Annotated in this window: 12 protein-coding genes; 8 read left to right on the plus strand and 4 right to left on the minus strand. The window is 62.1% G+C overall.

Features of this window, described 5'->3' with window-relative positions:
* Positions 1-206 precede the first annotated feature (206 nt).
* Positions 207-1,313, plus strand: a complete 1,107-nt coding sequence (locus ACB033_RS05875) for a 3-deoxy-7-phosphoheptulonate synthase (protein ID WP_026141467.1) — start codon at positions 207-209, stop codon at positions 1,311-1,313.
* A gap of 572 nt (positions 1,314-1,885) precedes the next feature.
* Here ACB033_RS05875 and ACB033_RS05880 read toward each other — a convergent pair.
* Both ACB033_RS05880 and ACB033_RS05885 read right to left on the minus strand, forming a co-directional pair.
* Complete coding sequence (locus tag ACB033_RS05880) at positions 1,886-2,296, minus strand: H-NS family nucleoid-associated regulatory protein (RefSeq protein WP_005303032.1); 411 nt, start codon at positions 2,294-2,296, stop codon at positions 1,886-1,888.
* Between the two features lie 402 nt (positions 2,297-2,698).
* Positions 2,699-3,121 (minus strand): GNAT family N-acetyltransferase, encoded by a 423-nt coding sequence (locus ACB033_RS05885; protein ID WP_010633357.1) that lies wholly within the window; start codon positions 3,119-3,121, stop codon positions 2,699-2,701.
* Positions 3,122-3,304: 183 nt separating this feature from the next.
* On the opposite strand from ACB033_RS05885, the gene ACB033_RS05890 reads away from it, so the two are divergent.
* Positions 3,305-3,805 carry an SRPBCC domain-containing protein gene (locus ACB033_RS05890; protein WP_005303036.1) on the plus strand — a complete coding sequence of 167 codons (501 nt, stop codon included), beginning with the start codon at positions 3,305-3,307 and terminating at the stop codon, positions 3,803-3,805.
* A gap of 75 nt (positions 3,806-3,880) precedes the next feature.
* Here ACB033_RS05890 and ACB033_RS05895 read toward each other — a convergent pair whose 3' ends face one another.
* A complete protein-coding gene (locus tag ACB033_RS05895) occupies positions 3,881-5,158 on the minus strand; it encodes an FAD-binding oxidoreductase (RefSeq protein WP_019840188.1) in 1,278 nt (425 codons plus the stop codon).
* 51 nt (positions 5,159-5,209) lie between these two features.
* The gene (gene puuR, locus ACB033_RS05900; RefSeq protein ID WP_139725931.1) at positions 5,210-5,824 is read right to left on the minus strand and encodes an HTH-type transcriptional regulator PuuR; all 615 of its coding nucleotides are present in this window, start codon (positions 5,822-5,824) and stop codon (positions 5,210-5,212) included.
* Positions 5,825-6,134: 310 nt separating this feature from the next.
* Here puuR and ACB033_RS05905 point away from each other — a divergent pair, with 310 nt between their 5' ends.
* From ACB033_RS05905 to ACB033_RS05930, 6 genes are all read left to right on the plus strand, one after another.
* Entirely contained in the window at positions 6,135-7,598 is a 1,464-nt protein-coding gene (locus tag ACB033_RS05905; protein ID WP_139725932.1) for an NAD-dependent succinate-semialdehyde dehydrogenase, read from the plus strand.
* Between the two features lie 148 nt (positions 7,599-7,746).
* Positions 7,747-9,036 (plus strand): 4-aminobutyrate--2-oxoglutarate transaminase, encoded by a 1,290-nt coding sequence (gene gabT / locus ACB033_RS05910; RefSeq protein ID WP_139725933.1) that lies wholly within the window; start codon positions 7,747-7,749, stop codon positions 9,034-9,036.
* A gap of 235 nt (positions 9,037-9,271) precedes the next feature.
* Positions 9,272-9,397, plus strand: a complete 126-nt coding sequence (locus tag ACB033_RS05915) for a hypothetical protein (RefSeq protein ID WP_005303046.1) — start codon at positions 9,272-9,274, stop codon at positions 9,395-9,397.
* Entirely contained in the window at positions 9,394-10,737 is a 1,344-nt protein-coding gene (locus tag ACB033_RS05920) for an APC family permease (protein WP_005303048.1), read from the plus strand. The genes ACB033_RS05915 and ACB033_RS05920 overlap by 4 nt, the downstream gene beginning before the upstream one ends.
* 357 nt (positions 10,738-11,094) lie before the next feature.
* A complete protein-coding gene (locus ACB033_RS05925; protein ID WP_017765716.1) occupies positions 11,095-11,244 on the plus strand; it encodes a hypothetical protein in 150 nt (49 codons plus the stop codon).
* Positions 11,244-12,587: an APC family permease gene (locus ACB033_RS05930; RefSeq protein WP_005303054.1), complete on the plus strand. Its 1,344-nt coding sequence runs from the start codon at positions 11,244-11,246 to the stop codon at positions 12,585-12,587. The genes ACB033_RS05925 and ACB033_RS05930 overlap by 1 nt, the downstream gene beginning before the upstream one ends.
* Positions 12,588-12,659: the final 72 nt, after the last annotated feature.

Here is a 12,659-nt window from a genome sequence, read left to right on the forward strand (position 1 = left end):
CTTGATTGCCATTGGAGCGGCCTTGCCCGCCGGCGCTCTCCCCCCATTCTGGTGTGCCACTCGGTTGTGCTTGCATTTGCGGCCGACAACAAGATAATGATAATCACTCTCAACAATAACAGGTGATGACGCCCCATTGCAGCTCCCGTCCGGGTTCCGGTGTGGAGTGCACGTCACTCACTCCTATGCACAGCAAGGTAATCCAGATGGCAGTTTTAAACTCGGTAATGCGCGCCTTCGCGGTGGAGGCACTCCCCACTCCTGCCGACCTGTTGGCACTTCATCCCTGTCCCGCCGAGCTGGCGACCCGGATCGACCAGCACCGCCAGCAGGCTCGCCGGATCCTGGCAGGAGAGGACGATCGCCTGCTGGTGGTGATTGGCCCCTGCTCCATCCACGATCCCCTCGCCGCCCTCGACTACGCCAGACGGCTGGCCTCGCTGGCCCACGCCTATCAGGATCGGCTGCAGATAGTGATGCGCACCTATTTCGAGAAGCCCCGCACCACGGTGGGCTGGAAGGGGCTGGTGTTCGATCCCCATCTGGATGGCAGCAACGACATCAACCACGGCATGCGGCTCGCGCGCCAGCTGCTGCTCGACATCAACCAGCTGGGGCTGGCCACCGCCACCGAGTTTCTCGATACCACCAGCTTCCTCTACCTGGCCGATCTCATCAGCTGGGGGGCGATCGGTGCCCGCACCACAGAGTCGCAAGTTCACCGGCAGCTGGCCTCGGCCCTGCCCTGCCCCGTCGGCTTCAAGAACGGGACGGACGGCAACATCCGGGTGGCCATCGATGCCATTCAGGCCAGCGAAGCCTCCCATCTGTTTACCGCCCCCGGCAGCCAGGGCGGCATGGTGGTGATCAAGAGTGAAGGCAACCCGGCCGGCCACATCATTTTGCGCGGCGGCACCCGCCCCAATTACCACCAGAGCGACGTGGAAGAGGCAGCCGAACGGCTGGCACGGCAGGGGCTCTCCCCCCGGCTGATGGTGGATTGCAGCCATGGCAACAGCCAGAAGCTGCACAAGAACCAGATCCGGGTGGCGGGAGAGCTCTGCCGTCAGCTGGCAGAAGGCAGCGATGCCATCGCCGCCGTCATGGTCGAGAGTTTCCTGCAGGGTGGCAGCCAGAAACCGGCCCCTCTGAGCGAACTGGTCTACGGCCAGTCGGTCACCGATGCCTGCCTCTGCTGGGACGATACCCAGACCCTGCTCGCCATGCTGGCGGATGCCGTCGAGCGGCGCCGCCAATATCCGGGACAGCCCCGGCCGGACCCTGTTCGCTGGCCGGCCCAGCTGGCAAGTTGAATCCATAGGGTGAATAAGGCTCCCGTAACGGGAGCCTTATTATTTCCCCACTCTCCTTTTCCAATCTCCCCGCCATACCACCGATTAAATGCCCAGGGCATCTCTTTCCCATAAAAAGTGCGCAGGTATCTGGCGCCTGCCGCAATAAAACAACCGGGGTAATACGCTGTGGTTCGTCCAACCAGGTCGCAGACAGTGAGCAGACCGATTAATGCCATGAACAACAACCAAAGGGGGGAGGCAAGGCGCCAGAAACAGGCGATCTCTTAATGCTGATGGTATCGCCCTGGAATGACCTACCTAATACTTGACGGGCTATATGAGTCCAGCAACAGGAGGAGAAGAAGGCAGCCAGTCACACCATAAAAACGATGTCGGTGATGAAAAAACCAGCCAACTGGAAATTAATCATTCAATCAGGCGGCAACAAATAGGGGTGACATCATGCGATTGTCATGCGACAAAAACCAGTCGGATAAAACAGCATGGGGAATTGACAGGGGCGGATTTCAATGAGCACAAATAATAATGCCGCCTCATGGGCGGCATCATTCATGATCGACCCTCAGGGATCAGATCAGGAAATCATTCAGATCCTTGCCCAGCGCAACTTGCTCGGCAATGGCCTTGGGCATACGGCCCTGACCGGTCCAGGTCTTCTCCTGGCCATCTTCCTGATACTTGTACTTGGCAGGACGCGGAGCACGCTTGCTCTTGGTCGCACCGGCAGCGGCAGCCGGGGCGGCAGCGCTGTTCAGCAGTTCACGGGGATCGATACCGGCCTGCTGCAGCATTTCGGTGAACTCGTTCAGCTTGCGCTGACGCTCTTCCTGCTCGGCACGCTCCTGTTCAACAGAATCGGCGCGCTCGTTATATACCAGATCGAACTTCTCTTTTGCTTCTTGCAGCTGTTCAAACGGCAATTCACGGATGGCCGCACGCAGGCTGCGAATGTTCAGCAGAACTTTCAGAAACTCGTTCATTACTTCCTCACAGAATTATTTTTGTTTGTCACAGGGATAACACAGCTTGAGAATAGCACGGCTGTTTGAGAACAACATAATGTTTTTATAACAGCTGTCACTTTCTTAACAAAAAAGTTCTGGCTGAATATTGCGGCCACTTTATTCAGCCATTACTCATTGGCTCGCCAACAAGATCGTTTACCATGCAATTCCCCCATGTAACGCATGGCAAATAGATCCGGCACAGCTTGTCATATTTTTCGGCAGGTGATGCCAGCTATTTTTACAATTAGCCACGGCTGTTAATTTTTCCGCCACTCACACGAGACTCTAGGTAGACAATTGACACTATATATTGCCGGCGATGGCTGCCGGCAACCTCTCCAGTGCGAATAGGCAAACGGGGCATGACAAACCGGCTTATTCCAGGATCAGTCGCCGCCAGGGGCCGGTGATCTCGCAGTGGCCGGTTTCCGCCGTATTCTGCCAACCCAACCGGTGATAAAACGCCAGCGCCGCCGTGTTGTTGGTGGCCACCTTGAGGGATGCAGGCTTGTTGAAGGGAGCCAGCCCGTGCTGCAGCAGGGCCCGTCCCATGCCCTGGCCATGCCAGTCGGCCGAGACATAGAGGTGGTGCACGAAGCTCTCATCGCCCCAGATTGAGATAAAACCGCAAGGTGTCCCCCCCTGCTCGGCCACCCAGATCTGCTCGCCCCGGGTCTGCTCGTCAAAATCTTCCAGCCGGAACTGGGCAGGATCGACCCAGTGAAAAGTCTGCCGCCGCCCTTTCAAAAACAGCTGCGCCAACTGGGGAATATCCGTCTCTCGCATGGCTCTGATCATCAAACTGTCCCTGTCATATGAGTACCACCCCACTCTCCATGGAACACGGGGGCCCTGTCAAATCGCCGGCACAGAATAACACCGCCGCAATGGCAGGGGTGTGACACACCTCTGTCCATTTCATGAGCCATGGGACTATACTGCCTGAGTCCCGTGTATGGATGTTTTGAGGCTCGCTGATTTATGGATAACAAGCAGATAGAAGGCAATATCTTTGTTCCGGCCCATATCGACGACGTCTGGCGTGCCTGGACAACCGAAAGCGGCCTGCGCAGTTTTCTGGCGCCGGAATGCCTGATGGTGCCGGAACCGAATGGTCCCTTCGAAATCTATTTCAGACCCGATGCCCCGCTGGGCGAGCGTGGCAGCGAAGGTTGCCGGGTGATGGCCGTCATGCCCCACGACCTGCTCAGTTTCAGCTGGAATTTTCCCCCCTCCCTGCCCCATATCCGCCAACAGAAGACCCAGGTCTGCCTGCGCTTCGTGCCGGAAGGTCAGGGCACCCGACTCTACTTCCTGCAGACCGGCTGGGCCAACGACCCGGACTGGGATCAGGGCTACGCCTATTTTCGGGATGAGTGGCTGGAGACCAGCCTGCCCCGCCTGCAGTACCGCTTCACCCATGGCCCCATCGACTGGAACAACCCGCCGGACAAGCAGCAGTTGAAGTCCCTGGCCCAATAAGCGCCCATAGAAAGCAAAACACCGCCAGCTGGCGGTGTTTCTTTTTCCTTGAGAATGAGCCCGGCACGGGCCGGCTCATACCCCCAGCCGATCGCGCAGGGTGTACCAGGCGGCGCCGGCGGCGGTGAAGGGAATACGGAACAGGCGGCCACCCGGGAAGGGGTAGTGCGGCAGCTTGGCAAACGCATCGAAGCGCTCCGCCTGACCGCTCAACACCTCGGAGAGCAGCTTGCCCGCCAGATGGGTACAGGTGACGCCATGGCCGCTGTAGCCCTGCATGTAATAGATGTTGTGGCCGATGCGGCCAAACTGCGGCAGCCGCGACAGGGTGAGCAGGAAGTTGCCGGTCCAGGTGTACTCCACCTTGACGTCCGCCAGTTGGGGGAAGGTCTTGAGCATCTTGGGGATGATCAGCCGCTCGATGTCCGCCGGATCCCGCGCCCCATAGACCACGCCACCGCCGTAGATCAGCCGGTGATCGCCAGAGGTGCGGTAGTAGTCGAGCAGGTAGTTGCAATCTTCCAGGCAGTAGTTTTGCGGCAGCAGCGAGCGGGCCCGCTCCTCTCCCAGCACCTCGGTGGCGATCACCTGGGTGCCGCAGGGCATACTCTTGCCGGCGAGCTCGGGCACCAGGTTGCCGAGATAGGCGTTGCCGGCCACCACCACGTAGCGCGCCTTCACCGCCCCTTTGGCGGTCTTGACCAAAGCAGGCTGACCCGGCGTGATGCTGGTGACGGCGGACTGTTCGAAGATCTTGCCCCCCTGCAAGCGGATGGCCTCCGCCTCCCCCAGCGCCAGGTTGAGGGGGTGAATGTGGCCGCCGCTCTTGTCGAGCAGGGCGCCGACGTAGCGATCGCTCGCTACCACCTCGCGTACGCCGTCGGCATCGAGCAGCTCCAGCTTGTCGTTGCCCCACTTCTCCCAGCGCGCTTTCTGCGCCTTGAGCTCGTGCAGCTGCTTCTCGGTCTCGGCGGCGAACACCCCGCCCTCCTGCAGATCACACTGGATGTTGTAGCGCTTGATCCGCTCGCGGATGATCTGGCCCCCCTCAAACAGCATGGAACCGAGCAGCCTGGCCTGTTCGGGCGGGCAATTCGCTTCTATAGTGTCGATGTCGCGGCTGTAGGAGTTGACGATCTGGCCGCCGTTGCGACCGCTGGCGCCAAAACCCACCCGGGCCGCCTCCAGTACCACCACCGAATAGCCCTTTTCCACCAGGTGCAACGCGCTGGAGAGGCCGGTATAACCCGCCCCGATGACGCAGACGTCGCACTCCAGCTGTTCGGTCAGCGTCGGATAGGGCGCGTGTTGGTTGGCACTGGCTGCGTAGTAACTGTTTACATGTTCGGTCATGATCCCTGTTTCCTTACAAGTTCTTTTCCCAAACGAGACGATGTCTCGACACTAGAAGTTGGCCGGGGTATGGGCGCTGACGATGCGGCAGACCTGCCCCGACGGATTGCTGAAACTGTGGGGCTCGCCCGTGTCGATCACGTAGCTGTCCCCGGCACTGAGCTGATAGGTCTGGCCCGCCACCGTCAGGATCACCGACCCCTCCAGCACGGTACCCACCTCCTCCCCTAGGTGGGTGACCTGGCCACCGGTATCGGTGCCGGGGGCGTAGGTCTCCAGCATGAAGCCGAGCTGGCGGCGGTTGTTGCCGTTGTGCACCAGCTTCATGGAGACCCCCTGGCTGCCCAGCTCGATCAGCTGCTCAGCCTTGATCACCACGCTCGGCGTGCTCGCCACCTCCTCTTCGGCGAAGAAGCGCGACAGCGGCAGCTCGTAGACGCTGAGCAGCTTTTGCAAAGAGGCCACCGACGGGCTCACCTTGTCCTGCTCTATCATGCAGATGGCGCCATGGGTCAGCCCGCTCAGCTCGGCCACCCGCCGCTGGGAAAGACCCAGCCGGCGGCGAGTGGCGGCCAACCGCTCCCCCATGCTCTGCGCCTGGGTACTCTGCGCCAGCGGGTTGTCGGTCATGGACTGCCAGCGCGTCTCGCCCTGTGGTTGCTGCATTCGGCCACCTCCCTGTGTGCCTGGTAGGAGCCATTGGCGGCCCCGGTTAAAATAGCGAGTCAATCCGACCGACCTGTTTGTTATCCTGCACAGTGCACTCCGTTCATTATTTTGCACACCCTGCACCACAGAAACCGGTAAAATCGCTCCAACAGCTCCATTTCTAGCACGCTGGACACAGTTTACTCAAATATATTTAACACTTGAAAAACATTTCAGCTCAATTTATGGTCTTCCTGTGCTTATTATTCTATACGGTGGCGGCACAGGATGAGCCGGCCCCCTGACCCACAATCGAGGCTTGCTATCTATGTCAGCATCACAACCCGCACTCTCCCTGATCAAATCCCTTGCCTATATAGATGGTCGCTGGTGCGAAGCCGGCGGCGGACGCCGATTCGAGGTGCACAACCCGGCCACCGGCCAGGTCATCACCCAGGTACCCGACATGGACGAGGGCGACACCCGCCGCGCCATCGCCGCTGCCCATGCGGCCCAACCGGGCTGGGCGGCGCTCACCGCCAAGGAGCGCAGCAACCGGCTCTACGCCTGGTTCGAGCTCATCATGGCCAACCAGGAGGAGCTGGCCCGCATCATGACTTGCGAGCAGGGCAAGCCGCTGGCCGAGGCCAAGGGGGAGGTGGCCTACGGTGCCAGCTTCATCCAGTGGTTCGCGGAAGAGGGCAAACGCGCCTATGGCCGCACCATTCCGGGTTTCTCCAGCGACCGCCGGCTGGCCACCATCAAGCAGCCGGTGGGGGTGGTCGCCGCCATCACTCCCTGGAACTTCCCCATCGCCATGATCACCCGCAAGGCGGGCCCGGCGCTGGCCGCCGGTTGCACCATCGTCATCAAGCCGGCCGCCGAGACCCCGCTCTGCGCCCTGGCGCTGGCGGCACTGGCTGAGCAGGCAGGGATCCCGGCCGGGGTCATCAACATCGTCACCAGCCATCAGGCCGCGGCGGTGGGCAACGAGCTGTGCAACAACAAGACGGTGCGCAAGCTCTCCTTCACCGGCTCCACCCGCATCGGCAAGCTGTTGATGCGCCAGTGCGCCGACACCATGAAGAAGCTGTCGCTGGAGCTCGGCGGCAACGCCCCCTTCATCGTGTTTGACGACGCCGATCTCGACGCCGCCATCGTCGGGGCGCTCGCCTCCAAATACCGCAACGCCGGTCAGACCTGTGTCTGCGCCAACCGTATCCTGGTGCAGGCTGGCATTTACGACGCCTTCGCCGAGAAGCTCACCGCCGCCGTCAAGGCCTTCAAGGTGGGCGACGGCATGAACGAGGGCACCCAGATAGGTCCGCTCATCAACCCGGCCGCCGCCAGCAAGGTGGCCGAGCTGGTCAAACAGGCCACCGCCGCTGGCGCCGAGCTGCTGCTGGGGGGCGAAGCCCACCCCGCCGGCCCGCTCTTCTACCAACCCACCATTCTGGGCAAGGTGGATAAAACCAACCCCATCCTGCAGGAGGAGATCTTCGGCCCGGTCGCCCCGCTGGTGCGCTTCGAGACCGAGGCCGAGGCCATCGCCCTGGCCAACGACACCCCCTATGGTCTGGCCGCCTACTTCTATGGCCGCGACATCGCCCGCGTCTGGCGGGTGGCCGAGCAGCTCGAATACGGCATGGTCGGCATCAACGAGGGGATCATCTCGACCGAGCTGGCCCCCTTTGGCGGCATCAAGGAGTCGGGCCTGGGTCGTGAAGGAGCAGCCGAGGGGCTGGAGGAGTACCTCGAGACCAAATACCTCTGCTTTGGCGGCATCCGCTAGGCAGCCACATCTTGCGCCGGCGGCCGGGCCTGCAACAGGGGCCCGCCACCCGCCGGTGCAGCCATATCGCTTAACAAGGACGAAGTGAGTGCTCCCAAGGGGCCTCGCCACATTGAGACAGGGGCCCCGGGCCCCTCAGGGAGGAAAGATGAGTCAGTCAGCATCAAACAAAGCGTGGCAAGCACGCCGCGAAGCCGCCGTGGTCAACGGTGTCGGCACCCTGCTGCCGGTGTTTATCGACCGGGCGCAAAACGCCGAGCTGTGGGATGTGGAGGGCAACCGCTACATCGATTTTGCTTCCGGCATCGCCGTACTCAACACCGGCCACAACCACCCGAGAGTGGTGGCCGCGGTACGCGCGCAGCTGGAAAAATTCAGCCACACCTGCTTCCAGGTCACCCCCTACCCCGGCTATATCGAGCTGGCGGAAAAACTGAATGCCCTGGTGCCCGGCCCCACCCCGAAGCGCACCCTGTTTCTCTCCACTGGTGCCGAGGCGGTGGAGAACGCCATCAAGATCGCCCGCGCCCACACCGGCCGCAGCGGCACCATCGCCTTCAAGGGGGGCTTTCACGGCCGCACCATGATGGGGATGGCGCTCACCGGCAAGGTGGTGCCCTACAAGACCGGCTTCGGCCCCTTCCCGGGGGAGGTCTATCACCTGCCCTTCCCGAGCGACTATCTGGGCGTGAGCGAGGCCGATGCCCTGGCTGCGCTGGATCTCTGCTTCAGCTCGGATATCGAACCGACCCGGGTGGCCGCCATCATCATCGAGCCGGTGCAGGGTGAAGGGGGCTTCTACCCCGCCTCCGCCAGCTTCATGCAGCGCCTACGCCAGCTGTGCGATCAGCACGGCATCCTGCTCATCTGCGACGAGATCCAGAGCGGTTTCTGCCGCACCGGCAAGACCTTCGCCACCGAATACAGCGGCATCGAGCCGGACATCATGACGCTCGCCAAGAGCCTGGCCGGCGGCTTCCCGCTCTCCGCCGTGGTGGGCAAGGCGGAGGTGATGAACGCCGCCAAGCCGGGTGGCCTGGGCGGCACCTACGCCGGTTCCCCCATCGCCTGCGCCGCCGCCCTGGCGGTGCTGGAGGTGATCGAAGAGGAGCGTCTCAACCAGCAGGCTCAGGCCCAGGGCGAGCAGATCAAGGCGCGCCTGCAGCAGCTGGCCGAGCGTTTTGACTGCATCGGCGACATCCGCGGCCCCGGCGCCATGGTGGCCATGGAGCTGGTCAGGCAGCGCGATGCAAACCAGCCGGATGCCGACCTCACCAAGCGACTGGTGGCCGAGGCGGGCAAACGCGGGCTGGTGCTGCTGGCCTGCGGCGTGCGCGCCAACGTTATCCGCTTCCTGGCGCCGCTGACGGCCTCGCCGGCCATCATCGAGGAGGGGCTGACCCTGCTTGAACAGGCCCTGCAGGCGGCTCACGCCTGATCTGAAACAGAGCATTCGCCCATTAGTGCAAAAAAATGCGTTTTTGCCCCCTTGATATGCTTGTCAAGGGGGCAACACGAATGCACAATGCGCCGCCGCGTAAAAGGACCGACCACTTGCTGAGTCAGGTTCTTTTTTTGCGGCAAACAAATCCACAACGAGGCCGGAACCGACCGGAAATGATAGCGAGATGGGTTGCCATCTCACGACACCCGCTTCTCTAGTGAGGAACACCATGGGGTATTTCACTGCTTTCCTGCCGGCCCGCGCCGGTCTGCGCCGCCTTGCTGGCGCCCCCTATGCCCAGGTTGATGCCGTCAGCCTGATCCCTTCGGCCCGGATTGAGGGGAAAGCACAATGAATGCCCAACCCGTCGGCCTGAAAAAAAGCCTGAAGCTGTGGCACGTCGTCATCATGGGTCTGGCCTACCTGACCCCCATGGCGGTGTTTGACACCTTCGGCATCGTCACCGAAATCACCGAAGGCCATGTGCCGACCGCCTACCTGTTCGCCCTCATCGGCATGCTGTTCACCGCCATGAGTTACGGCCACCTGGTACGCAAGTTTCCCTCGGCAGGCTCCGCCTACACCTATGCCCAGAAGGTGTTCCACCCCTATGTGGGCTTCATGGTGGGCTGGGTCTCCCTGCTCGACTACATGTTCATGCCGATGATCAACATGCTGCTGGCCAAGATCTACATGGAGGCCCTGTTCCCGAGCGTGGAACCCTGGACCTACATCCTGGGGCTGGCCGCCGTCATGACCTTCCTGAACCTGCGCGGCATCAAGCTGGTGGCCAACTTCAACAGCCTGATCGTCATCATGCAGTTCAGCATCATCGCCGTCTTCATCGGCCTCATCGCCTGGGGTGTCTACCATGGCGAGGGGCTTGGCACGGTGGCGAGCAGCCGTCCCTTCTTCTCCGATCAGATGGCGGTGGCCCCCCTGCTCACCGGCGCCTCCATCCTCTGTCTGTCGTTCCTCGGCTTTGACGCCATCACCACCCTGTCGGAAGAGACGCCGAACGCGGATCGGGTGATCCCCCGCGCCATCGTGCTGACGGCGCTGATCGGCGGCGTGCTGTTCATCTCCGTCTCCTACTTCCTGCAGCTGTTCTTCCCGGACATCTCCCGCTTCCAGCAGCCGGATGCGGTACTGCCGGAGATCGCCCTCTATGTGGGCGGCAAGCTGTTCCAGGCGGTGGTGCTGGTCTGCACCACGGTGGCGGTGCTGGCCTCGGGGCTCGCCTCTCACGCCGGCGTGTCGCGCCTGCTCTACGTGATGGGACGGGATCGCGCCCTGCCGAGCCGCTTCTTCGCCTATATCCACCCGACCTGGCAGACCCCGGCGCTGAACGTGCTGCTGGTGGGGATCCTGGCCCTCTCGGCGGTGTCGTTCGATCTGGAGATGGCGCTGGCACTGATCAACTTCGGCGCCCTGGTGGCCTTCACCTTCGTCAATCTGGCGGTGATTGCCCACTTCTACGTCAAGCTCGGTCACAACAAGACGCTGCGGGATCACCTGATCTTCCTGCTGCTGCCCCTGTGCGGCGCCGCCTGCATCGGCGTGCTCTGGCTCAATCTGGAGCCGGCCTCCTTCGAGCTGGGGCTGATCTGGGCCGCCCTCGGCGCCCTCTATCTGCTGCTGCGCCTGACGGTATTCCGGGTCCAGCTGCGCCGGCCGGAAACCGACGCCTCCTGAGCCCCCTTTTCATGACTACTGCGCCCGCCTTTCGCGGGCGTTTTTTTACCCCTGTTCACCCGCCGTGACAGCGGCCTTCGCGCCAGAGCGGCTCCGCTCGCGCCCCTGTCAGCACAGGCTGCCAGCCGGGGGCGCAACCCCGACCTGACCCAGGTCAACAAAATCCCCTGGCGGGGGCATTTTTGCTTGTGTCCTCCCCCCCCTGAGGGCACAATACGCCGCCCCTGAGAGCCGATGTTTTTTGCAACATCGGTTCTTCGTTTTTAAGGGGTAAACCACATTCACCAAGAGGCCGGACTTTGTACCGGAATTGATACCGAGATTGCCAGGCAATCTCCCGACGTTGTGAGGAAATACATGGGGCATTTCATTGCTTTCCTGCCGGTCCCCGCCGGCGTGCGCCACTTGTCTGTGCCACAGACCGGCGCCCCCTGTGTCCAGCGACGCGCTGCGTCCCTGATCCCGTCCCCCTTCGCCGCCCTGGCGATCACAGAGGAGAAAGCGTGATGGCCGGTGCCAAGCTGCTCAAGACGCTCACCCTCTTCCAGGTAGTGGTGATGGGTCTGGCTTACCTCACACCCATGGCGGTATTCGATACTTTCGCCATCGTCGGTGACATTACCGAAGGCCGCGTCGCCACCGCCTATCTGCTGGCGCTCGGCGGCATCCTGCTGACCGCCATCAGCTACGGCCACTTGGTGCGCAAGTTCCCCTCCGCGGGCTCTGCCTATACCTACGCCCAGAAGGTGTTCAACCCCTACATCGGCTTCATGGTCGGCTGGTCTTCCCTGCTCGACTACATGTTCATGCCGATGATCAACATCCTGCTGGCCAAGATCTACCTGACAGCCATGTTCCCCGGTGTCGAGCCCTGGATCTTCATCTTCGGTCTGGTGACCGTGATGACCTTCCTGAACCTGCGCGGCATCAACCTGGTGGCCAACTTCAACGGCGTCATCGTCTTCATTCAGCTGGCCATCATCACCGTCTTCCTCGGCCTGATGGGCTGGGGCATCTATCAGGGTGAAGGGGCGGCGACCTTGCTGAGCAGCCGTCCGTTCCACTTCGAATCAGCCGGCATGGTGCCGCTGTTCACCGGTGCGACCATCCTCTGCTTCTCGTTCCTGGGCTTCGACGGCTTGAGCTCCCTCTCCGAAGAGACCCCGAATGCCGGCAAGGTGATCCCGCGCGCCATCGTGCTGACCGCGCTCATCGGCGGCATCATCTTCGTCACCGTCTCCTACTTCCTGCAGCTCTACTTCCCGGATCTGGCCCGCTTCAAGGAGCCGGACGCCGTGCTGCCGGAGATCGCCCTCTACGTCGGCGGCACCCTGTTCCAGAGCGTGGTGCTGGTGTGCACCACAGTCGCGGTGCTGGCCTCCGGCATGGCCGCCCACGCCGGCGTGTCGCGCATCCTCTACGTGATGGGGCGCGATCGCATGATCCCGGAGCGGGTATTCGGCTACATCCACCCGAAATACCGCACCCCGGCCATCAACGTGCTGATGGTGGGCGCCCTGGCCCTCTCCGCGGTGTCGTTCGATCTGGACATGGCGCTGGCGCTGGTGAACTTCGGTGCCCTGGTGGCCTTCACCTTCGTCAACCTGTCGGTCATCGGTCAGTTCTGGGTACGCGAGAAGCGCAACAAGAGCCTCAAGGAGCACCTGCTGTTCCTGCTGCTGCCGCTGCTGGGCGCCGCCACCATAGGAGCGCTCTGGATCAACCTGGAGCAGAGCTCGCTGGAGCTGGGCCTGATCTGGGCCGGCCTCGGCGTCACCTACCTGTTCCTGCGCCTCGCGGTGTTCCGCATCCCCTTCCGTCAGTACGAAGAGGCGGCCGACTCGCAGTAAGCGGCCAGCACCAACCAAGCAGAAGGGGAGCCATGGCTCCCCTTCTTCGTGCACCTCATCTGATCACCGCCC

This window comes from Aeromonas sp. S15(2024) (assembly GCF_041402265.1).
Lineage (GTDB): Bacteria > Pseudomonadota > Gammaproteobacteria > Enterobacterales > Aeromonadaceae > Aeromonas > Aeromonas dhakensis.